Origin of the sequence: Paenimyroides baculatum, from assembly GCF_008629655.1 — a bacterium.
Classification (GTDB): Bacteria; Bacteroidota; Bacteroidia; order Flavobacteriales; family Flavobacteriaceae; genus Flavobacterium; species Flavobacterium baculatum.
This window is the reverse complement of the sequence record NZ_VWSG01000013.1, coordinates 43780-67501: the sequence shown is the minus strand read 5'-3', so window position 1 is coordinate 67501 and position 23722 is coordinate 43780. Positions and strand designations below refer to the sequence as shown.

The following is a 23722-nucleotide window of genomic DNA, read 5'->3' as shown; positions in this document are numbered from 1 at the left end:
ATGACATTACCATCTGATTTAAAAGAATTTATAAACAATAACTTAAAGCAAGACATTAATAATTTAGCTTTAAAGAAAAATCCTTTCGCTAATTATGAATGGTCATGGATTTTAAATCAGATTCAGGCAAAACAGAAAGCCGAAAAGAAATTACCGACTTGGTTTTCAAATGAAGATGTTATTTTTCCGAGCACCTTATCTATAGAACAAACTTCATCGGAAACCTTGGCAAAGTTTAAAGCAGAATTAATTTCTGGTGAAAAACTAATCGACTTGACCGGCGGTTTTGGAGTGGATGATTATTACTTTGCAAAACGTTTTAAAAAAGTTGTCCATTGCGAATTTCAAGAAGATTTATCGGCAATTGTTCAACATAATTTTAAGGTTTTGAATGCAGATAATATTGAAACTGTATCTGGCGACAGTATTTCTTATCTTAAACAATCAACTGAAAATTTCGATTGGATTTATATAGATCCAGCTCGAAGAGATGATAAAAAAACAAAAGTATTTCTACTAAAAGATTGTACTCCCAATGTTGTTGAGTTACAGGAATTTCTGTTTGAAAGATCAGACCACATTTTGATTAAAGTTGCTCCATTACTTGATATTTCTTCAATTTTAAACGAATTAGACAACGTTAAAGCAATTTACGCTATTGGTTTGCACAATGAAGTTAAAGAGCTTTTAATTGTTTTAGAGAAAGATTTCATAAATCAACCGGAGCTTATCGCAGTCAATATTTCAAACGATGGAATAATTCATCAAGATATATTTCCTTTAAATGATGCTGCAGATTCACAGTTGTCGCTTCCGTTAAATTATCTTTACGAATCATTCAGCAGTTACTTAAAAATTGGTGTTTATAATGATATTGCAACGAAATTTAATGTGAATAAGTTACATAAACATTCGCATTTGTACACTTCAAATGAATTGGTCGATTTCGCGGGACGCTGTTTTAAAATTGAACAAATTATTCCTTACAATAAAAAAGACATTAAGTTTTTAGAAAATACAAAGTGTAATATTACTACTCGGAATTTCCCTTTAAAAGTAGAAGAAATCCGGAAAAAACATAAAATCAAAGACGGTGGCGATTTGTACGCTTTTTTCACAACCGATTTAAACAACGATAAAATTGTAGTGCTTTGTAAAAAAACAACGACCGATAATTAATCGGTCGTTGTTTTTATTATTGATTCACATATAGTTTTTTATACTGAATTTCTCTATTAGATTCCTACGGAATGACAAACAATGTGTAAATTTTAATAGTTTAAATTTTGCCTAATCTATTAATATTTTAATTCTAAAGTTTTAGAAGTTTCTGCTCTTAATTCTTTTAATAACTCCGGGTGATCGTTTAATTTTAATCCAAATGAAGGAATCATTTCTTTGAATTTTGCCTGCCATTCTGGTGATTTAAACTCATTAGGGAAACATTTTTCAATCAGCTTCAACATAATGGTAACTGTTGTTGATGCACCTGGAGATGCGCCTAATAAAACCGCCAAGCTACCATCGGCAGCATTCACAACTTCGGTTCCAAAAGCCAATTCTGCTTTCCCTTCACTGTTACGTTTCATGGTTTGTACACGCTGACCAGCAATTTCTAATCGCCAATTTTCTTGTTTAGCATCAGGGAAATATTCTTTTAATGAAGCTAATTTTTTATCTGGCGATGCCAATACTTCAGAAATCAAATATTTTGTCAGACCCATATTATCCAAACCTGCACCAACCATTGTTCCGATATTTCCTGTTGAAATAGAACTGAACAAATCCCAATACGATCCGGTTTTTAAGAATTTGGTTGAAAAGCCAGCGTACGGACCAAACAATAATGATTTTTTGCCGTTTACAAAACGGGTATCTAAATGCGGAACCGACATTGGCGGTGCGCCAACTGATGCCAATCCGTAAACTTTTGCAAAATGTTGTTCTGCCAGTTGTTCATCTTCACAAACCAACCATTGACCAGAAACCGGGAATCCACCGTAATGTTTTCCTTCTGGAATTCCTGATTTTTTCAATAGTAAAATAGATGCGCCACCTGCACCAATAAATACAAATTTTGAAATTACGGTACGTTGTTCGCCTGTTTTAATATCTTTTACAGAAACCTTCCACTTTCCGTCTTGCGTTCTTTTTAAATCGTAAACTTCGGTATTAAAAGTAACTTTTACTCCGTCTTGTTTCAGCTGATGCTTGATCATTCGCTTTGTTAATTCGCCAAAATTAACATCGGTTCCCAAATTCATGTAGGTTGCCGCCACTTTTTGATCAGCTTTACGGTTTTCCATTATTAGCGGAGCCCAATTTTTAATGGTTTCAGTATCTTCGCTGTATTCCATCGCTTCAAAAAGAGGTTCTTTTTTTAAAGCTTCGTGTCTGTTTTTTAGGAAATTTACATTTGCATCGCCCCAAACAAAACTCATATGAGGTACGGTATTTACAAACGATTTTGGAGACTGAATGATGTTTTTATTCACCAAATACGACCAAAACTGGCGCGATTCTTCAAACTGTTCGCAAATATCCAATGCTTTGCTGGTATCGATCACTCCGTTTTTTTCGGGCGTATAATTTAATTCACAGAAAGCTGCATGACCCGTTCCGGCATTGTTCATGGCATCGGAACTTTCTTGCGCAGCACTATCCAAGCGTTCAAAAATTTCAATTGTTGCACCAGGATTTAGTTCTTTTAGCAATAATCCAAGTGTAGCACTCATAATTCCTGCACCAATTAATACTACATCGCTTTCTGTATTTTTGTTTGCTGACATTTTAAAATGACCTATTATTTTAAACTTCCGTTATCTTTTAAAATCTGTTACTGCTCATATAATCCTGCAGTAAAATAGTTGCTGCAATTTCATCTACAAGCGCTTTGTTCTGACGTTGTTTTTTCTTTAAACCGCTATCGATCATTGTTTGAAAAGCGATTTTCGATGTAAAACGTTCATCTATCCTTATAATTTCTATCTGCGGATACAGTTTTGCTAATTTATCTACGAACTTATTAATTTCAGCTCCAATACTTGATGCTTCATTGTTCATGCGTTTAGGTTCGCCAACTACTATTTTTGAAACTTTGTCTGTCTTAAAATAATTTTCCAAAAAAGTAAAAATATTCTTTGTTTCAACAGTTGTCAATCCCGATGCGATAATCTGCATTTCGTCGGTCACGGCAATTCCGGTACGTTTTCCACCGTAATCAATTGCCATTAGCTTGAAATTATTAGTATTCAAACGTTCCGTAATTAGATTGTATGGTTAACTTTTTAGAATCGGATGCTTCAACTCTTCCAACAATTTGTGCGTTTACGTTAAACGATTTAGAAATGGCAATAATTTCTTCTGCAATTTCAGGGTTAACGTACAATTCCATTCTATGACCGCAGTTGAAAACCTGATACATTTCTTTCCAACCGGTTTGCGATTGCTCTTGTATCAACTTAAATAACGGCGGAACATCGAACAAATTGTCTTTAATTACGTGAACATTATCTACAAAATGCAAAATTTTTGTTTGCGCGCCACCAGAACAGTGAACCATTCCGTGAACATCATCTGCACTAAATTTTGCTAATATTTCTTTTATAATTGGTGCGTAGGTTCTGGTTGCAGAAAGCACTAATTTACCAGCGTTTATTGGCGATTCTTCCACTTCATCGGTCAATTTTTTAGCACCAGAATAGATCAAATCTTTTGGTACCGACGGATCAAAACTTTCTGGGTAATTTTCTGCCAAATAATGGGCAAAAACATCGTGACGAGCAGATGTTAAACCGTTGCTTCCCATACCGCCATTGTATTCTTTCTCGTAAGTTGCCTGTCCGAAAGATTCCAAACCTACAATAACATCGCCCGGTTTAATATTGGCATTGTCAATAACATCGCTACGTTTCATTCGAGCCGTAACCGTAGAATCTACAATAATTGTTCGAACAACATCACCAACATCAGCCGTTTCACCACCTGTAGAATGAATCGTAACTCCGAATTTTTTCAATTCATCAATCAATTCCTCTGTTCCGTTGATAATTGCAGAAATAACTTCGCCCGGAACCAGATTTTTGTTTCTGCCGATTGTAGACGACAACATGATGTTATCTGTAGCACCAACACACAACAAATCATCGATATTCATAATCAAAGCATCTTGTGCGATACCTTTCCATACAGATAAATCGCCGGTTTCTTTCCAATAAAGATACGCCAAAGACGATTTTGTTCCTGCTCCATCGGCGTGCATAATCAAGCAATAATCTTCGTCATTTGTTAAATAATCGGGAACAATTTTGCAGAAAGCTTTAGGAAACAATCCTTTATCAATATTTTTAATAGCATTATGCACATCTTCTTTTTGGGCAGATACCCCACGTTGCGCATAACGATTTGTACTATTATCTGAACTCATATTTTTGTGTGTTGTTGTGCAAATTTACATTTAAAAACAATGTTTTGCAATGGAATGTATAACAAATATATAATGATTATATAAATTGTTATAAAGTACGCAAAATCGTAGTAGCGTCAGCTTGTGCTTGCGGCAGAATTGTAATATCGGCTACTTGCACATGTTTTGGTTGATTTACTGCAAAAGCAATATTCGCGGCAATATCTTCGGCTTTTAAAGGTTTATAACCTTGATAAACTTTACTTGCTATATCTTCATTTCCTTTAAATCGAACCAAAGAAAATTCTGTTTCAACGGCGCCGGGTGCTATACCTGTAACTTTAATTCCCAACGGAAGAAAATCTAAACGCATGCCTTTTGTAAGTGCTTCTACCGCCCATTTTGATGCACAATACGTTGCTCCGTTTGCATAAGCCTGTTTACCGGCAATCGATGAAATATTTACGATATGTGCATTATGAGAATTTTTAATAAAAGGCAAACATGCTTTGGTTACATAGATTAATCCTTTTACGTTGATGTTGATCATTGCATCCAAATCATCTAAATCGGCATCCTGAAAACTAGCCAAACCATGCGCATTACCTGCATTATTAATCAATACATCTATATTTTGCCATTCAGCAGGGATCGAATTAAAAGCAGTAAAAACTTCTTCTTTCTTTGCAACATCAAACTGTAATAATAAGGTTGGTGTATTGGTAAGTTCGGCTTCCAGTTGTTGTAATCGTTCCAACCTTCTTCCACAAAGAATCAATCGGTTTCCTTCAGCCAAAATTTTCGCAGTTGCATAGCCAATTCCTGAACTTGCACCCGTAATAAGTATTGTTTTCATTAATCGAAATCTTTTGGCAAAGTTAATTACATTTTTAAATTACCGTTTGTTTTAAGCCCTGCATTATGCACAACCATAAAAAATTAAAAAACGATTTTTCTTTTTTACGATCAACCGGTTTAATCTCCGTCTTTTTAAATCCATCGGTATCAGATCTTACAACCAAATTAGCAGCAGCAGTTAACACTTTACGTTCTTTATTTTCCTTGTTAAAAAGCGTCATTTTTAAATTTTTGAAATCCATAGCATAGTTTCCGTTCGCCTGATCGTTGTTTCCGTTGAAATTAAACGCCATGTGATCGATCTTGCCGTTTGCCTGAACTTTCATATAAGGTTTTAAAAACGGATTCATTGCCGGAGCCGGAAAGTTCTTTAAATCGCCGTTGATGTTGAATTTATCAGATCGATCCATAATGTCAAACTGCCAGCTTGCTACCAAATCGCCCTGCTGCATAAATTTTGTATTGACAACAATCTGTGTTTTTGGTCCGCTTGAACGCTTGTATCCGCTATAAATATTCGATGCCGTTAAATTGAAATTCGCAAAAGTAAGCTTGCCCGGATTGGTACTTGTAGCAGAATCTTCTTCGTAAATTAGTTTAGAATTTTTGATTTTTAGGCTTTGAACTTCGAAAGGAAAATCAACATTTCGCAACCTGTAACTGTACAAATGATTTTCTTTTGGGTTGTTGGGAATCGATGCATCGCGATAAATATGCGCATCCATACTATTTAAAACTACTTCTTTAAACTTAATAAAAAATTCATCTTGTGCGTTAAAACCCCAATTAAAGTTGTTGAACTGAATAGATGCTGTTGATAAATTGTAATAATCCTGACCGTACTTTAATTTTGACGCATGCTGTTTACGGGTTATTTTCGGAATCATTTTAAAATCTTTTACGGATGCATTTGCCTGTTTTACAACAATTCCCGCTGCATGAATGTTGTAATCTTTACCGGTATCGAAATGAATTTTACCTGTTGTAAGCAAAGGATTTTTATACACAAACGGAACGTTTTCCAGAACCGTTTTATCGTCGACCCGAATATCACTTAAGGTTAAATTAAAGTTGTTAACCGTTAGTTTTTTATACTTTGCGTTTTTATCTTTTAAAACGTAATTGGCGTTGTTCACCGAAACTTTATTGATTAAAATAAGATCGTTCAATTTACTAGGTTCGCTTGTTTTTTTAGGTGTTTTCTTTGGAATATGTACAAACTGCGGATTATTCAACTGAAATTCATCAATCAATAAATGCTGTTTTACTTTGTTGGAGATCTTTTTAATTTTGATGTTTACATTGCTTATATCTAATATTCCCAACGAATTAAACCATGATTTTTTTATATCGATTTCATCAACATCCAACTGAAAAGGAATCAACGGCTGTGCAACTTTTTCAATATCTTTTTTTGCCTGTTGAGCAACTGTCTGATTTTTTTGATCTAAAATTCGCACATTGATTGAATCTATAGAAATTGTTCCGATCTTCACATACAAATCGTCATTATTATAACCCCAATCGGTATTTTTTAAGGTAAGTTTTGGCACATCGACCAAAATTCGAGTATTGGTTTCGATAGTATTCTGCTTAAATTCTTTAGACGTTTTATAGGGCAACATTCTAAAATTGTTCACAGAAATGTTGTCCTTGTCTATTTCTATTTTTGCAGATTTTACTATTTGCAGATCGTTTACCACACTATAAATGGAATCAATTTTAAAACTGTAATCGGTATATGTAAACGGAATATCTTTTTTGGCAGTGTACTCGCCCATGTGAATTCCATCGATTTCTGAATTAAAATTAAAAACTTCGTGTAAAAGTGTGTCGTTGCCAGAAGTCATCATTCTTAAATGCGCTTTTTGAATACTTATTTTATCAATATCGATAATAGATGATAACTTTGATTCACTTTTAAGCGTGTCGCGCACCGCAGGTTTTAAAACGGTAATATCCGGACCAATAACAGAAATAGTATAGGCTTTTAGATTTTTATTCTTGATAAGTTCGTAGAAATTTACTCCTGTTACACTGATACGTTCTACTTTTCCAAAAAAATCGATGTCTTTTTTAATATCAGCATTCTTCTTGGGTGTTAATTCCACATTTTCTATAGACAAACTGTTGCTGAAAATTGAGAAATTCATATCGTCATACACCAGATTATAGGCGGTATCGTTTTTGTCTTCGATAATTTTAGGAAGCTGATTTTTAATGATCAAATTTATTGCAACATTTACAATAACTGCCAACAATAGTACAGACAAGGCAATAATGCCTATGATTTTTACAGGTTTGGTGATTTTCATAAAAGCTACATTTTTTATTAAATGTAGGAAAAAAATCTGACTTTAAAGAAATTTAATTATCGTAGGTTTTTGCAATTTTTTCAATATTCATGCTTCGCGCGCTGGCATCGAAAATTTCTTTGTACACGCCATTTTGCTTATAAATTTCTTCATGTTTGCCAACTTCCGTAATTTTTCCTTCTTTCATGGCGTAAATAATATCGGCGTCGATGATCTGTGAAATACTGTGAGAAATAATAACAACCGTGCGGTTTTTCTTAATGGCATCCAAGCTGTTTTTAATCTGTTCAGTAGCAATAGCATCTAAACTTGCCGTGGGTTCATCGAGAAAAATTATTGGCGGATTCTTTAAAAACATCCGTGCGATTGCAATTCGTTGTTGTTGTCCGCCAGATAAAGCTGTTGCTTTTGTTTCGTACTGATCAGGCAATTTTACAATTTGATCATGAATATATGCTTTTTTTGCTGATTCTATAACTTCTTCATTTGTTGCATTTACTTTTCCGTAACGGATATTATCAGCAATCGATCCGCTGAAAATATGATTTTTTTGAAGCACCAATCCAATATTTTCTCTTAAAAAATGGGTGTCGTAATCTTCTAAAGGAATTCCGTCTAAAAGAATTTCACCAGACGAAGGTGTATAAAATTTATCCAACAGATTTATAATCGTACTTTTTCCTGCACCGGATAAACCAGCCAAAGCTGTAATTTTATTGGGTTGAATATCAATATTAATGTCAAACAACGCTTTTGTTCCGTTTGGATATGCAAATGAAACATTATTCAGTTTAAAATGTCCTTTTAAAAATTCGGTTTTAACGGTTCCCGATGCTTCTTTCTCTTCGTTAGCATCTAAAATTTCAAAATAACTTTCAGAATAAATCATGGCATCATTCATTTCATCATAAATTCTGTGCAACTGTCTTATAGGTGCCGATACGTTGTTGAACAGCAAGATATGAAACATAATGGTACCGATGGTCATATTGCCCGTAAGCACAAAATATGCCGTTAAAATAATGATGATTACCACACCGAATTGCTCAATAAACGATTTTAATCCGTCGAAAAAGAAACTGGTTTTACGTGTTTGCAACTGGTTGTTGGTTAATTCGTTTTGAAGCTGTAGCTGTTTTTTAGATTCGATATCTTCTCTATTAAACGATTTTATAACCGTAATTGAATCGATAATACTAATGATTCCCTGTGATTTAGATTCGCGAAAGCCACGTAAATTTCTACGCCATCCGCTTAATTTCTGTGCCTGTTTTTTGGTAACTATAAAATAAATTGGAACAATACACAAACCAACCAAACCAACGTAAAAATTTGCCTGAAACATAAAGAACAACGCCACAATAGCATTTGCAAATAATGGTACAATATCAATAAAAAAGTTTTGAACCAGCCTTGTTAAACTTTCTATACCGCGATCAATTCGAGTTTGCAATCTTCCTGCTTCGTTATCGTTCGATGTAAAAAAAGACAATCGATAGGTTAAAATTTTATCGATAATTTTTTGTGCAAGATCTTTAGAAATATAAATTCGCAGTTTTTCACCGTAATATTTTTGTCCGAAAGTTATAAAGGCATTTAAAATTTCTTTACCAATTAATACAATTGAAATAAAAAGAAGTAATTTTAAACCAAGCTGCAAAGCATTCTGCTGGGGAATAATCAAAGTAAGTTCGTCAACCGTGTAACGCAAAATCCAAGCGTTAACCTGTGCCGTTAACGATCCTACCAAAGTAAGCAGTAATGTGCCCGTAACCAATGTTCTGTAAGGTTTTACATACGGCCGTAAATTTTTAAACAACGTTGCGATTTGCATTTTTATTTAAAAATAAGAAAAGATTGCCAAGAAACCCCAGCAATCTTTAAATAAATATGAAATACAAAGTTTAATTTTGTAATGAATCAAATGTATTGATTTTTAATTGATTACGCAAATAAATTTTTAAAAATGTCTGAAATTGAACTGTTAAAAATAAATGATTTTAAAAATAAAGAACCTGAAAACTCTTTTTATGCCAACACCATAACCAATCATTTGCTTTTACATCACTCGCGAATTGAGAAGCCGCACAAGCATAATTTTTATGCTGTTTTTCTGTTTACAAAAGGCACCGGAATTCACGAAATTGACTTTAATAAGTACGAAGTAAAACCAGGATCGGTCTTTTTTCTGTATCCTGGACAAACGCATTCGTGGGAACTTTCAGACGATATTGACGGATACATTTTTTTTCATACCGAAGATTTTTATGAAATGACGTATGTGAATAATTCCATTAAAGATTTTCCTTTTTTTGAATCGAATTATTCTGATAAATGTATCTATTTGAGTAAAGATAAATGCCAGTTGATAAAAGATCTTTTTAAAACACTTTTAATGGAATCTGCAAAAGAAGAATGGAAGAAAAAACAATTGATCTTATCGTATTTAACACAGATCTATATTTATTTAAACCGATTTTTAGAAACCCAAAGTGCTGTTAATTTTTCAGATTTAAGACATTACCAGTCGGTATTTTCAAAGTTTGAAAAGTTGGTCGACGAACATTTTACAAAAATAAAATCAGCAACCGAATATGCTGATTTATTGAATATTACCCAAAAACATTTAAATAGAATAGTTAAGTCGATCACCCAAAAAACTACTACCGAAATTATTACCGATCGTATTGTTCTGGAAGCAAAACGTCAATTACTTTATACCAACAAAACCCTTAACGAAATTGCGTTTGATTTAGGTTTTACAGATTATACCTATTTTTCACGATTGTTTAAAAAACAGGTTGCAATTACGGCCTCGGATTTTCGAAAAATGTATAAAAACGAAAGATAATTTTAAACTTCCTCTTCGTTTTTATAGAATAAATTCAGCCACATTAATCGCGACATGCGGTAATTAAACGTAGATAACAGCAGTACAATTAAAACAACACCAAAGAAAATACTTAAAAAACCAACGTTGAACAGTAAGCCTAACACAAAAACAGCTACCATTTCTGCTACCGTTAATGCGTAACTCATATACATTCCGCCAAAGTAAAAACCAGGTTCACGGTGAAACGAATAACTGCATTTTGAACAACGCGCATTCATAACCGGCATTTTAAACAAAAACGGATTTCCTTTTGCCTTAAAAACTTTGGTTTCGCCACATTTCGGACAAGTACCATCTAAAACTTTACTTACGTAAGACATTTCTTATTAATTTTGTACAAATATACGGCTATTTACAGTTCTAAACCGTTTCAAAAAAACGCAATTAGTTGCACAATTCAGACATTTAATTAAAATTTACATGAGTACAAATTCAACAGAAACACCTTGTTTTATTTCTTTTAACGAAGATGTATCTCATATAAGATTACCTGAAAAATTAAATTTTCCGTTTTATTATGATGTGCATCCGTTATGTGAAATCGCTGCTAAACAAGTGCAACGTTTTTTGGAAACTAATGATGAATTGCAACATAATTTTGGGTTAGAAAACAACTCTGACTTATTGCCCATTGGTAAAATGTTTGGCGTTTTAATTGTTGAAAATAAAGGTACATTAGGTTTTTTAGCTGCCTATTCGGGTAAACTTGCAAACAGTAATTCAATTGCTTTTTTTGTTCCGCCTGTGTTTGATATGCTTACAGATAACGGTTATTTTTTACGTAAAGAAGAAGAACTAAATTCTATAAACAGAGAAATTGAATCGTTAGAAAATAATACAGATTTAAAGAATTTTCAAAAAAAACAAACTGATTTAGAATTAACTGCAAAACAAGAAATCGATTCTTTCAAAAAGAAGATAAAAATCAATAAACAAATTAGAAAGCAAGAACGAATCTTAAAAAAAGAAGCACTTTCAATTGAAGAATACCAACAATTTGAAGCTGATTTAATCAAACAGAGTTTATACGACAAACATTTACTGAAAGAATTAACCGGTAATTTTGAAGCTGAATTAAATTCGATCAATAAAGAAATTTCCATCTTAACAGATCAAATTGAAATTCTAAAGAATCTTCGCAAACAAAAGTCGAATGCGTTACAAAACTGGCTTTTTACAAACTATACTTTTCTAAATGCCGAAAGTGAAGAAAAATCACTGCTCAATATTTTTAAAACAGCACTTCACTCCCAACCTCCTGCTGGTGCCGGCGAATGTTGTGCACCCAAATTATTTCAGTACGCCTTCAAAAATAATTTTAAACCAATTGCCTTGGCAGAATTCTGGTGGGGACAATCGCCAAAATCCGAAGTACGCAAACACCAACAGTTTTATCCGTCGTGCTGGGGAAAATGCGAGCCCATTTTAAGTCACATGTTGAAAGGATTGCAGGTCGATGAAAATCCGTTTTTACAAAATCCTGCAAAAGATAAAGAACTGGAAATTATTTATGATGATCCTTATTTGGTGGTAATAAATAAACCTGCCGAATTTTTATCGGTTCCCGGCATCAATATCAGCGATTCGGTTTACGAACGCATTAAAAACAGGTATCCGCAGGCAACCGGACCGTTAATTGTTCATCGGTTAGATATGTCCACTTCAGGCTTAATGGTTCTTGCAAAAAATAAAGATACTCACGAAAATCTTCAAAAACAGTTTATAAAACGTAAGGTCAAGAAAAGTTATATTGCGTTGTTAGATGGATTGATTGAACCGGATTCTGGAAAAATTGAATTACCATTACGTGTTGATTTAGACGATCGTCCGCGACAAATTGTCTGTTACGAATATGGAAAAATGGGAGTTACAGAATTCAAAGTTTTATCAAAAACCGAAAATTCAACTCGAATTCAATATTTTCCAATAACCGGCAGAACTCATCAATTACGCGTACATTCAGCTCATAAATCAGGATTAAATGCACCAATTAAAGGTGATGATTTGTATGGAACAAAGTCAAACCGACTGCATTTGCACGCACATACGCTGGAATTTTTTCATCCAATCACAAAAGAATGGGTCATTTTTAAGGTTGATCCCGATTTTTAAACAAATCAACCTCACAAACTTTTTGTACATTTGTGTTGATTAAACATGGTTATGTACACAGTAGAAGTCAAAAACAATAAAACGCGCAAGCAATTTTTAAATTTTCCGGTTAAACTGTACCAGGACGATAAAAATTGGATCCAGCCTTTAAATCAGGACATTGAAAAAGTGTTCGATCTTGAACAAAACAAGCTTTTTAAACGTGGCGGTAAAGCCATTCGCTGGATTTTGTTTAACGGTAATGATGAAGTAATTGGAAGAATTGCTGCTTTTGTAAATCCTAAATACGAAGGCAAAGCGGCTGTTGGCGGCATTGGTTTTTTTGAATGTATCAACGATCAAACCGCAGCTAATTATTTGTTTGATCAGGCAAAGGAATGGTTGAAACAACATGATATGGAAACCATGGACGGGCCGATAAATTTTGGTGAACGTGACCAATGGTGGGGCTTGCTGATTGAAGGTTTCTACGAACCTTTGTATAACATGAACTACAATTTTCCGTATTATATAGATTTGTTCGAAAATTATGGTTTTAAAACTTATTTTAATCAGGAATGTTTTTCGGTTGCAATAAATCAGCAATTAAGACCAAAACTGCACGATCGTCACGAACATATTGCCAAAGACAAAGATTTTAAGGCAGAATATCTGGATATGAAAAATTTAGATAAGTATGTTGCCGATTTTGTGACTGTTTATAATAAAGCATGGGCAAGTCATGGCGGTGGAAAAGATCTTTCTTTATCGCAAGGCAAACTGATTTTTAAAACCATGAAACCGGTTATTGATCCAAAAATTGTGTGGTTTGTGTACTATAAAAATGAACCTGTTGCTTTTTGGTTGAATTTACCTGATTTAAACCAGTATTTTAAACACTTGAACGGGAAGTTCGATATTTTTCACAAACTTAAATTTCTTTGGTACAAAACATTTAATAAAAGCAAACGAATCATTGGGATTGCTTTTGGAGTGGTTCCGGAATGGCAAGGAAAAGGTGTTGATAATTTTATGATGATTGAAGGTCAGAAAATCATGGATAAACAATTATCTTACACGGATTATGAAATGCAGTGGATTGGCGATTTTAACCCGAAAATGATTAATGTAGCCAAAAGTTTGGGTGCCGATTTAAGTAGAAAATTAAGAACCTACCGCTATCATTTCGATACAAGCAAACCAGTAGAATTACATAAAGTTTTAAGATAAAAAAGAGGCTGACAAATGTCAGCCTCTTTTTTATCTTTCAAACTCTTTTAACGTTTCTGTGATAATTCTAACACAATCTAACAATTGTTCTTCGTTCATTACTAATGGTGGTGCAAAACGAATAATGTTTCCGTGTGTTGGTTTTGCAAGCAATCCGTTATCGCGTAAGCGCAAACAGATATTCCAAGCAGTATCACTTTCTTCTGTATCATTAATTAAAATAGCATTCAATAATCCTTTTCCGCGCACCATTGAACAAATGTTCGATGTTTGAATGAAATCATTTAAACGTTGTCTGAAGATCGCTCCTAACCTTTCGGCATTTTCTGCCAATTTTTCGTCAAGAACAATATCTAAAGCTGCCATTGCAACTGCGGCTGCCAAAGGATTTCCTCCAAAAGTAGATCCGTGTTGTCCAGGTTTAATTACATTCATAATTTCGTCATCTGCCAAAACAGCCGAAACCGGATACATTCCTCCAGATAATGCTTTTCCTAAAATTAAAACATCGGGCTTGATATTTTCATAATCAACCGCCAACATTCTACCTGTACGTGCTATTCCTGTTTGAACTTCATCAGCAATAAACAACACATTATTCTTCTTACACAATTCAAATGCTGCCGACAAATATCCGCTATCCGGAACATAAACGCCAGCTTCGCCTTGAATAGGCTCTACTAAAAATCCTGCAACGTTTTTGTTTGTTAAAACATCTTTTAAAGCATCGATATTATTATAAGGAATACGCACAAAACCTTCGGTATAAGGACCGTAGTTTTTACGAGCTTCCTGATCGTTTGAAAAAGAAATAATGGTAGTTGTACGTCCGTGGAAATTATTTTCACAAACTACGATTACCGCTTCTTCTTCCTTAATCTTTTTTACTTCGTAAGCCCATTTTCTTGTCAGTTTAATAGCTGTTTCCACAGCTTCTGCACCAGAATTCATTGGCAAAACTTTATCAAAACCAAACAACTTGGTGATTTTTTCTTCGTAAACGCCTAATTTATCGTTATAAAATGCACGTGAAGTAAGTGTAAGTTGTTGTGCCTGATTTGTTAAAGCTTCAACCAATTTTGGATGACAATGTCCTTGGTTTACTGCCGAATATGCCGACAAAAAATCATAATATTTTTTACCTTCAACATCCCAAACATAAACGCCCTCACCTTTTGTAAGTACTACCGGAAGCGGGTGGTAATTATGCGCTCCGTATTTTTCTTCTAATGCAATTGCATCGTTACTTGTTAATAAACTACTCATTATTATTAGTTTATAAATTTTAAAATATGCCATTCCTTCTTAACGGAGAGAAATCATCCAAAGGTGCAAGGTACTAAAAATAGAATCTTTCTAAAAACATTAAGGGTTAATTTTATAAACAATCTAAATAACGGTTGGTGCAGAAATTTCTGCAAACATTATATTATTTTTGTACCATGGCAAGAAAAAAAACCGATAAAATCGTATTCGAAAACGTAGAAGTCCTTGATGCAGGCGCAAAAGGCGTTTCGGTAGCAAAAGCTCCCGATGGTAAAATTATTTTTATTCCGAATGTTGTACCGGGTGATGTGGTAGATGTTCAAACTTTTAAAAAGCGTAAGGCTTATTTTGAAGGTAAAGCAGTTGCTTTTCACAAATTATCTGCACAACGCGTTGAACCAGTTTGTCAGCATTTTGGTGCTTGCGGCGGTTGTAAGTGGCAGAACATGGGTTACGAATTTCAGTTGGGATACAAGCACCAAGAAGTTGAAAACAATTTAAAAAGAATTGGAAAGATTGAATTACCACAATTTGAACCTATTTTAGGGTCGAAAGAACAATTTTTCTACCGCAATAAAATGGAATTTTCTTTTTCTAACGCACGTTGGTTAACAGATGATGAAATTAAATCGGGCGAAGAATTAGGTAAAGAAAATGCCCTTGGTTTTCATATTCCAAAAATGTGGGATAAAATTTTAGATATTAAAAAATGTTATCTTCAGCAAGATCCTTCAAACGCGCTTCGTAATGAAATTCGTGATTTCGCAAATGAAAACGGTCTGGAATTTTTCAATCCGCGCGAAAATACCGGTTTGTTGCGTACGTTGATGATCAGAACGTCATCGACAGGAGAAATAATGGTTCTGATTCAGTTTTTTAAAGAAGATAAAAAGAAACGTGAATTGCTGCTTGATTTCTTAAAAGATCGTTTCCCTGAAATTACATCGCTTCAATATGTGATCAACAGTAAATTGAACGATACTATTTACGATCAAAACGTAATTTGCTACCATGGTCGCGATTATATTTTGGAAGAAATGGAAGGATTGAAATTCAGCATTAATGCAAAATCGTTCTATCAAACCAATTCAGATCAAGCATACGAATTATATAGTATTACTAGAGATTTTGCAGGTTTAACAGGCAACGAACTGGTTTATGATTTATATACGGGTACCGGAACCATTGCACAGTTTGTATCAAAAAATGCCAAAAAAGTAATTGGTGTTGAAGCTGTGCCTGAAGCAATTGCCGATGCAAAAGTGAATGCCGAACGCAACAATATTACCAATTGTGAGTTTTATGTGGGCGATATGAAAAATGTTTTTAACGATGAATTTATCGAACAACATGGTCAGCCTGATGTAATTATTACTGATCCGCCTCGCGATGGAATGCACAAAGATGTGGTAGCACAAATTTTAAAAATTGCTCCGGAACGTGTGGTTTACGTTAGTTGTAATTCGGCAACCCAAGCTCGCGATTTAGCTTTAATGGACGAAATGTATAAGGTTGTTCGCGTACGACCGGTTGATATGTTTCCGCAAACGCATCACGTTGAAAATGTGGTTTTGTTAGAAAAAAAATAAAATATACAAGAGTGGCTTAACAGCTGCTCTTTTTTTACAAAATGATTTTGTATTTTTACAGTCTATTAAAAAATGTATGAGAAAAATTTGGTTTGTAGGCTTGCTTGCATTAGGTCTATCGGCATGTGAAAAAGACGATATCTGTTCGGGTAGCGAATCGGAAACTCCAAACGTTGTCATTGGTTTATTTGATCGTTTAGATCCTGAAATTCGTAAATCTGCTGCAAAAATAGCTGCTACTGCTGAAGGATCTAATCAAACGCTGATTTTTAGAAGTACATCAACAATCGAACTTCCATTACAGATAAATACTAGCGAAACAACTTGGAATCTAAAACTTTTCATTCCAACCGGAAGTAATAGCGATACTATTCACAAAACAGATCAGTTGCGATTTACTTATACACCCGAAGCACTTTATGTTTCTAAAGCTTGCGGTTACAAAACTATTTTTCACGAATTTAATGCCGTAAAAACAACAAGTGTTTCTGAAGATACGTGGATACGAAGCATGAACAGACTTACAAACGAACTTACAAATACCGACAATGCGCACCTTCAGTTTTATTATTAGTGCATTTATAGCCAGTACTAACTTGTTTGCACAAGATTCCTTACCAAAAATATATCCCGATGTTTACGGTTTACGTATTGGTATTGATGTGGTTAAGGCTTCGCGCAATTTTTGGGATAAAGATTATAAGGGTTTGGAATTTAATGCCGATTATCGTTACAATAAAAAATGGTATCTGGCTGCCGAAGCTGGTTTTGAAGACCGATTTAAAGAAGACGATCAGCTTTCGTACACAACCACCGGAATGTTTTTAAAGTTGGGTGCCGAAAGAAACTTTCATCAAAACTGGTTAGATATGGATAATTTGATCTATGTTGGTGGACGTTACGGTTTAAGTTACCACAATCAAACACTGCACAGCTACCGCGTAAATACCGGAAATGCTTATTTTGATGAAGAAATGCAGTATCCTGAATTAAAATCGACAGGATTAATGGCACATTGGTTGGAATTGGTTGTAGGAATAAAGGTTGAAGTTGCAAACAATTTATATGTAGGAATGAATGCCCGTTTAAAAGGTTTGTTTTATCAAACGCAGCCAGAAGGATTTGAAAACCTTTACTACCCAGGTTTCGGACAAAAATACAGCGGAAATATTGGTGTTGGTTTTGGATACACTGTTAGTTACATGATTCCTTTTAAAAAGAAGTTCAATACGGTTAAAACAGATCGAGCTTTAATAAGAAAGTAAAATTTATAATGATCTTTGTCGGTTCGAGCTTGTCGAGAACTTTCAATACAAAACTTCTCGATACGATTTTCCTCCATTTCATTAAGAAAAATCTACTCGAAGTGATGAGCTTCAAACAATAAAAAAACACAAAACGCCAAGGTTTCTCAAGCCTTGGCGTTTCTTCTTACAAGTAAATTAATTATATGAAAAATTAAAGATTCTCTTTAATAACAGGTATTTTTCTCTGTTATGTTATTGTTTTGTTCTTCCTGAATATTGTTTTTACTTTCTCTTGCTTCTTGTCTTAAACTGAAAAGCTTTTTGTGATTGTACTTTAAAACCGTCAGTTTATAGTAATCGTAAAGAATAATAATCGTTAAGAAAAAACAAACAATATAAAACGTATAGTTTTGAATAGTGTTGTAAAGCACGCCTGTAATTACGCCGCCCAACACATAAAAAAACATAATAGAACTTAAAAGCTGTATTTTTTCTATTACCTTTTCGTCTTTTCTGTAATGTTTTTTGGTCATCATAGAAAGTGCAATAGCCAAATCGGTTGTTAAACCTGTTAAGTGGGTTGTTTTTACTGCCGAATTAGATATACTTGCGGTTAATCCGTTTTGAAGTCCCATTGCGAACAATAATAATCCTACTAAAAACTCGGTTTCCTGCAAACTTTCGGTATAAAATCCTTGAAGATAAATTCCAACAACAAGCAAACAGATAATTTCCAAAATAATAGGAATAGCATGCGATAAATACCTGCCAATGTATTTGTTTCCGTGGATAATTACAAAGTTCGATGTAAAACTTCCGAAAAAGAATAATATAATCCACAGAATAACAATTGCCGCCTGAAACCAGTTTCCTTTTGCAAGTTCTTGTGCAAAAACAGCATAATGACCTGTTATGTTCGATGTAAAAGCAAAAAACACAATTACAGATATAACATTGACCATTCCTGCCGAAAAAGCAGTAAGTGCGCCTAATTTTAAATTATCGTCATGCGTTCTATGTGTACTATATTTTCTGAGCATAATCTTGTTCTTCTACTTTTTTAAAGGTGATTTTAACGCTTCCCCTCATCTGCAAATCAAAATTGTAATAAATAACCATGGTATCTTTGGTTAGTTTGTGAACCTGATAACTTTCTACTACATCATCGCCATATCGAAGTTCTAAAATATTACCACGACCTTTTAAATACCATTTGATCTTTTTCTCTTCAGAATTATCTTTCGGAGTTAAAGTCAGCTTTTTTTTCGGAAAAAACTCCCACTCTTCACCCTGATGAATAATCATATTGTTGTAGAGTTCGTTTTTCTGGTAAGCTAACAAATTGCCGTTTACCTCTGTAGAATCTACATTAATTCGTTCAAAATTCCAGTCTACTTCTTCCCATTTCCCCACAATTAAATCTTCGGGACTATCGCCCTTAATTAATGCAGTTCCACAACAAAGCAGTACTATTAAAATTAAACTATATGCAAACGGTGCTGTTTTTCTCATTGTTCTATGCTTGATAAAAAAATATCGGCAAGTTGTTCCGAATGTTCCAACTCTGTTACGACATTCTGTGTGTTTTCAATATTAATTATTTCAACTTTTGTAGCTTTTAAGTAAGGTATTAAGTTGAAACTATCTCTTGATTTAAACTTCATTTTGTAATCGTTACAGCAAACAATAAAATCAATATTATTTGCTTCAACATAATTTCTAACATAGCGTTTGGTGCTACCGGTTAAAATGCTGAATTTTAATTTTGTAAGTTTAGACTGATACGTGTTTTCGATTAATTTACACGATTCACAAAACTCATCTGATTGTATTTTTTTAAGAATTTTGTATTCAGAATAAAACAATAAATCTCTAAAAGAATAAGACATATCATAACCATGCGCCAAAATAACTTCGAATTGGTCGTTAGGGTTTCTTCTTAAAAATTCTAACAATACATTTAACGATTTAACATTGAAATCGGTAGGAATCAATACTTTTTTTACTGCGCTCATAATTTCACCTAATGTTTGAAACAAAATTACGACCGTTGGTATTAGAAGGGTTTTAGAATGAAATTATAAAGTTATTAGAAAATAAGGCAGTTATTAGAATGTGATTAAAATTACAGTTTGTAGTTTCCTGTAGGCAAAATAATTTGTACAGTTGTACCGCTTTTTTCGACAGATTTTATCAATAATTCGCCATTATGCATTTTAATAATGTTACGGCTTAAAGGCAATCCAATACCGTAACCTTCATAATTAAAGGTGTTTGATGCCCTAAAATAAGGATCAAAAATATACGGCATTTCCGATTCTGGAATACCAATACCCTTATCTTTAATGATGATTACAACAGATTGTTCGGTAGCGCCCAATGCCAGATAAACCTCATTATTGTCTGAATATTTGCTGGCATTTGATATAATGTTTGAAATTGCCAAATGAAGCAATTGTTCATTTCCTTTGATTTTTAATTTTTCTGGACTTTCGGGCAGTAAGCTGAAATCCATCTTAATTTTAAGATTCTTGTTTACTCTTGAAAGGTTTTGCTGAACTTCCATCAACAATTCGTCAACACGCACTTTATCAAAACGTTTGGTATTTTCGGTATAACCGGTTCGCGCTAAAAAAAGCAGTGCTTTGGTTTTTTCTTCCAATTTTTCGGCTTCTAACAAAATATTTGTCAGTGCTTTTTCGTATTCGGGAATCGATCGTTCTTTAGAAAGAATAAGGTCTGCCTCGCCTATTATCGATGTCAACGGCGTATTTAATTCGTGCGATGCGTTACTGATGAAATTCTTCTGGGTTTCAAAAGATGTTTCAATACGATTCAACATATCATTAAATGTATATTTCAGTTCGCTGATTGGATCTTTGTGTTTAGCATCTGAAACTTCCAAGCGAAGGTGTAAATTTTCTGACCCGATTTTATTTACATCTTTTATGATCGATTTTACTGGTCGAATCAACGTTCGCAATACAAAATGAGAAATCACAAAAATAAGAAGCAGCGAAAACACAAGTGATGTTATCAGTAAGTTTCGAAGGTAAATAATATGATGGGTATAGAAATAATTTTCTGCAGAAACAACCACAACATATTTGTTCTTTTTAGCGTCTTCGTAAATTAATCCGCTATAAAACAAATCAGCATTATTGTAATTAAAAGCTTTGCTTTTTAAGGTATTTCGAACCACTTTAGAAGGAACTTCTTGCGGAATTTCGCCTACAATCTGATTATTTTCAATAGGAAGAATATAGTATTTCTGTTTAGGCAGATTTTCTAAAAAATTCTCGTACGTTTCTTTAACCTTTAACGATTCTTCAGGTTCGCCCAATTGCATAGTTGCTATGGTTCCGGCTCTTAATTCCAGCCGTTTATAGAAATCTTCAAAAGCAAAATTCGAAAACGAATAATAAATATATCCTGTAAAAATTAAGGTGTAAACAACAAAAATTAAAACAATGGTTAGTACGGTTTTGCTATAGGTTTTCATGCGTCATTTTTTAGAACATAACCCATACCGGTAACAGTGTGAATTAATTTTTTATCGCCAAATTTATCCAGTTTTTTACGCAGATAATTTACATAAACGTCAACTACATTTGTGCCGTTGTCAAAGTTAATTCCCCAAACGTTATCTAACAAATCGCCACGGTTTAAAACCTTTGTAGGGTTTTTCATAAATTCCAACAACAAGCGATATTCTGTAGATGTTAACGAGATTTCATTATTATTTCGAGTGACTTTTTTGGTGTAATCATTCAATTCTAAATCGGCAAATTTGTATACATCGTTAATCACCGTTCCATTGGCATCGAAAAACTCGCTTCGTCTTAAAAGATTTTTAATTCGAGCTTTCAGTTCAATCAGCTTAAAAGGTTTTGCCAAATAATCATCGGCACCGGTATCAAATCCTAAAACAATATTTTCTGCACTGCCTAAAGCCGTTAAAATCAACACTGGAAGATCGGTATAACCATCGTTGCGGATCTGTCTGCAAACTTCCAACCCGTTCATTTTTGGCAGTAAAATATCTAATATTACCAACTGAATATTTTCTGATTTTATCAATTCAATTCCCTTCAAACCATCAGCAGCATGCAGCACATTATAACCTTCTTCTTCCAAACTCTGTTTAATCAGGTCGGCTACGTGCTGTTCGTCTTCAATTATTAATATTGTACTCATTGTTTTAGCTGTAATTTGCAAAAATAAAATTTACCGAGTGAACGGTGATTAAAATCTAATTAGAATTTTGTAAGTGCTATAAATATAGCGGAAATTTAAAATAGTGTTACAAAAATGGCGTACAGATAAATAATCATGACAAAAACCATGTATCCGTTAGCGAATTTTAGTTCTGCAGGTTTTGTAAGGTTTCGCCACACATACAACTGACTTAAAAACAGTAAAAATGTAATTATAAGTAACGGATTATTACTTTGAAGCACGCCAAAATTCAACCGTTCGGTATTGTTGTTTTTAGAATCGATCAATCGGATGTATTCTACATTATTGTTATTTAAAGCAATTTTATATGTATCGAATTTTTTGCGATAAACAATTTCGTCAAAATAATTTTCGGAAACATTTACGGGTATTTTATCGTTAAAAACCACAAAATAATCTCTGTGTATACTTCCGTTTGTGTTTGGTCTTGATGTATCAATATAATACGACGTCAGATTTACCTGAATTTCTTGATATGTGCTGGTGCTTTTGAACAATACTAAAATAACCAAAAATAAAAAACTACCTATTGACAGTTTTTGTAGCAATGTTACCTGTTTATTTAGAACTTTAAATCCATTCGCAATCCAATCTTTAAAATTATCGGTGGATTTTTCAGAAATCATTCCAAATTCATTAACCTGTCGTTCACTATCTAAAACAAATAATTTACTGATAATAAATAAATTATAAATTGGAATTAGCAACAAACCGACTTTATATTTATATTTTTCGGTATCGTGTATGCGTTTGTAACACTGACTAAAAATAATCCAAGACAGTATAAGTAATAAAAAGAAAACGAGTGTTTTAGCATTTGTTAAAAAGAACAAAACAGTCAATATTAAAAATAATGATCCTAAAAGAAACATTCGGTTTTTAAACTCGGTTTTACTTATACGGGTATGTAAACCAAAGAAAGTTTCCTTTTTAAAATGGATTTCATCGGCATTGGGATATTGAGATTTTATTTGCTGAAAAGCTCTTTTAGCAGGATTTTTATTGCGGTACTGCAATTTTATCTGATACTTATATTCTTTATCGTCGAAGCCTACAACTGTCATTAAAACAATAATTTCTTCTGCAAAATGATCAATTTTTAAATAATGTGTTCCCGAAAAAGCAACATTTCCAAAAACATTTATGGTCACAGATTTACACTGACTAACACTCCACTGCAACAAAATATGATCGTTTAAAACGAAATGTTTTTTATCGGCAGAAAATAAATGGATAACAGGTTCTACTTGAACTGAATTTTGCTGTTGATTTTGTGTGTGTGTTTCTTGATGTTTAGTTTGATAATTATCTTTTGCTACTTGTGAAACTTCATGAAGGTATAAAAACTGATGCAACAACATGCGTTTGTTATCATCAATCAAAAAATTATAAGCTTCGCTAATCTTTAAAAAACACGAACTCGCAAACGGATCTTTATTCACATCGGGATGATACTTTTTAGACAACTTTCTGTATGCCTTTTTTATAACCGCCTGATCTGAAAAATTCGGAATTTCTAAAACAACGTAGTAGTTGATCATTATGTTTTTATGGTTATTTTCATTATTGTATGAAAATAGTAAACTTTA

General features: G+C 33.5%; 21 protein-coding genes. 7 read left to right on the top strand and 14 right to left on the bottom strand.

The genetic code is table 11. The annotated features are described in order from the left end of the window. A complete protein-coding gene (locus F0460_RS14145) occupies positions 1 to 1179 on the top strand; it encodes a THUMP-like domain-containing protein (protein ID WP_150014361.1) in 1179 nt (392 codons plus the stop codon). A gap of 119 nt (positions 1180 to 1298) precedes the next feature. Here F0460_RS14145 and mqo read toward each other — a convergent pair whose 3' ends face one another. From mqo to F0460_RS14115, 6 genes are all read right to left on the bottom strand, one after another. Then, positions 1299 to 2789 carry a malate dehydrogenase (quinone) gene (mqo, locus tag F0460_RS14140; protein ID WP_150014359.1) on the bottom strand — a complete coding sequence of 497 codons (1491 nt, stop codon included), beginning with the start codon at positions 2787 to 2789 and terminating at the stop codon, positions 1299 to 1301. A gap of 37 nt (positions 2790 to 2826) precedes the next feature. Next, positions 2827 to 3231: a Holliday junction resolvase RuvX gene (gene ruvX, locus F0460_RS14135; protein ID WP_150014357.1), complete on the bottom strand. Its 405-nt coding sequence runs from the start codon at positions 3229 to 3231 to the stop codon at positions 2827 to 2829. Between the two features lie 13 nt (positions 3232 to 3244). Next, entirely contained in the window at positions 3245 to 4426 is a 1182-nt protein-coding gene (locus F0460_RS14130) for an AIR synthase related protein (protein ID WP_150014355.1), read from the bottom strand. 88 nt (positions 4427 to 4514) lie between these two features. Beyond that, complete coding sequence (locus F0460_RS14125) at positions 4515 to 5261, bottom strand: SDR family NAD(P)-dependent oxidoreductase (protein ID WP_150014353.1); 747 nt, start codon at positions 5259 to 5261, stop codon at positions 4515 to 4517. Between the two features lie 34 nt (positions 5262 to 5295). Then, positions 5296 to 7578, bottom strand: coding sequence for an AsmA family protein (locus tag F0460_RS14120; RefSeq protein WP_150014351.1), 2283 nt, complete (start codon positions 7576 to 7578; stop codon positions 5296 to 5298). Positions 7579 to 7630: 52 nt separating this feature from the next. Next, complete coding sequence (locus F0460_RS14115) at positions 7631 to 9412, bottom strand: ABC transporter ATP-binding protein (protein ID WP_150014349.1); 1782 nt, start codon at positions 9410 to 9412, stop codon at positions 7631 to 7633. Between the two features lie 132 nt (positions 9413 to 9544). Between F0460_RS14115 and F0460_RS14110 the strand changes: the two genes are divergently transcribed. Beyond that, a complete protein-coding gene (locus F0460_RS14110) occupies positions 9545 to 10429 on the top strand; it encodes an AraC family transcriptional regulator (protein WP_150014347.1) in 885 nt (294 codons plus the stop codon). A gap of 2 nt (positions 10430 to 10431) precedes the next feature. Here the strand turns inward: F0460_RS14110 and F0460_RS14105 are convergent, their stop codons facing one another. After that, positions 10432 to 10791 carry a DUF983 domain-containing protein gene (locus tag F0460_RS14105; RefSeq protein WP_150014345.1) on the bottom strand — a complete coding sequence of 120 codons (360 nt, stop codon included), beginning with the start codon at positions 10789 to 10791 and terminating at the stop codon, positions 10432 to 10434. A gap of 100 nt (positions 10792 to 10891) precedes the next feature. On the opposite strand from F0460_RS14105, the gene F0460_RS14100 reads away from it, so the two are divergent. Both F0460_RS14100 and F0460_RS14095 read left to right on the top strand, forming a co-directional pair. Continuing rightward, complete coding sequence (locus F0460_RS14100) at positions 10892 to 12583, top strand: RluA family pseudouridine synthase (RefSeq protein WP_150014343.1); 1692 nt, start codon at positions 10892 to 10894, stop codon at positions 12581 to 12583. 51 nt (positions 12584 to 12634) lie between these two features. Next, positions 12635 to 13792 (top strand): hypothetical protein, encoded by a 1158-nt coding sequence (locus F0460_RS14095; RefSeq protein ID WP_150014341.1) that lies wholly within the window; start codon positions 12635 to 12637, stop codon positions 13790 to 13792. A 30-nt stretch (positions 13793 to 13822) separates the two neighbouring features. Here F0460_RS14095 and rocD read toward each other — a convergent pair whose 3' ends face one another. Beyond that, positions 13823 to 15058, bottom strand: a complete 1236-nt coding sequence (gene rocD, locus F0460_RS14090; protein ID WP_150014339.1) for an ornithine--oxo-acid transaminase — start codon at positions 15056 to 15058, stop codon at positions 13823 to 13825. Between the two features lie 176 nt (positions 15059 to 15234). On the opposite strand from rocD, the gene rlmD reads away from it, so the two are divergent. The 3 genes from rlmD to F0460_RS14075 all read left to right on the top strand — a co-directional run bounded on the left by rlmD (position 15235) and on the right by F0460_RS14075 (position 17912). Beyond that, the gene (gene rlmD, locus F0460_RS14085) at positions 15235 to 16647 is read left to right on the top strand and encodes a 23S rRNA (uracil(1939)-C(5))-methyltransferase RlmD (RefSeq protein ID WP_150014337.1); all 1413 of its coding nucleotides are present in this window, start codon (positions 15235 to 15237) and stop codon (positions 16645 to 16647) included. 76 nt (positions 16648 to 16723) lie between these two features. Beyond that, positions 16724 to 17221 carry a DUF6452 family protein gene (locus tag F0460_RS14080; RefSeq protein ID WP_150014335.1) on the top strand — a complete coding sequence of 166 codons (498 nt, stop codon included), beginning with the start codon at positions 16724 to 16726 and terminating at the stop codon, positions 17219 to 17221. Beyond that, the gene (locus F0460_RS14075) at positions 17196 to 17912 is read left to right on the top strand and encodes a DUF6048 family protein (protein ID WP_150014333.1); all 717 of its coding nucleotides are present in this window, start codon (positions 17196 to 17198) and stop codon (positions 17910 to 17912) included. The genes F0460_RS14080 and F0460_RS14075 overlap by 26 nt, the downstream gene beginning before the upstream one ends. Before the next feature lie 206 nt (positions 17913 to 18118). On the opposite strand, the gene F0460_RS14070 is transcribed toward F0460_RS14075, so the two are convergent. The 6 genes from F0460_RS14070 to F0460_RS14045 form a co-directional block, all read right to left on the bottom strand. Then, the gene (locus F0460_RS14070; protein ID WP_150014331.1) at positions 18119 to 18934 is read right to left on the bottom strand and encodes a YoaK family protein; all 816 of its coding nucleotides are present in this window, start codon (positions 18932 to 18934) and stop codon (positions 18119 to 18121) included. Then, positions 18918 to 19406, bottom strand: a complete 489-nt coding sequence (locus tag F0460_RS14065; RefSeq protein ID WP_150014329.1) for a hypothetical protein — start codon at positions 19404 to 19406, stop codon at positions 18918 to 18920. The genes F0460_RS14070 and F0460_RS14065 overlap by 17 nt, the downstream gene beginning before the upstream one ends. Then, positions 19403 to 19909 (bottom strand): adenine nucleotide alpha hydrolase family protein, encoded by a 507-nt coding sequence (locus F0460_RS14060; protein ID WP_150014328.1) that lies wholly within the window; start codon positions 19907 to 19909, stop codon positions 19403 to 19405. The genes F0460_RS14065 and F0460_RS14060 overlap by 4 nt, the downstream gene beginning before the upstream one ends. 110 nt (positions 19910 to 20019) lie before the next feature. After that, positions 20020 to 21396 carry a HAMP domain-containing sensor histidine kinase gene (locus F0460_RS14055; protein ID WP_150014327.1) on the bottom strand — a complete coding sequence of 459 codons (1377 nt, stop codon included), beginning with the start codon at positions 21394 to 21396 and terminating at the stop codon, positions 20020 to 20022. Then, positions 21393 to 22091 carry a response regulator transcription factor gene (locus tag F0460_RS14050; protein WP_150014326.1) on the bottom strand — a complete coding sequence of 233 codons (699 nt, stop codon included), beginning with the start codon at positions 22089 to 22091 and terminating at the stop codon, positions 21393 to 21395. The genes F0460_RS14055 and F0460_RS14050 overlap by 4 nt, the downstream gene beginning before the upstream one ends. Positions 22092 to 22186: 95 nt before the next feature. Further along, the gene (locus F0460_RS14045; RefSeq protein WP_150014324.1) at positions 22187 to 23674 is read right to left on the bottom strand and encodes a DUF805 domain-containing protein; all 1488 of its coding nucleotides are present in this window, start codon (positions 23672 to 23674) and stop codon (positions 22187 to 22189) included. Positions 23675 to 23722: the final 48 nt, after the last annotated feature.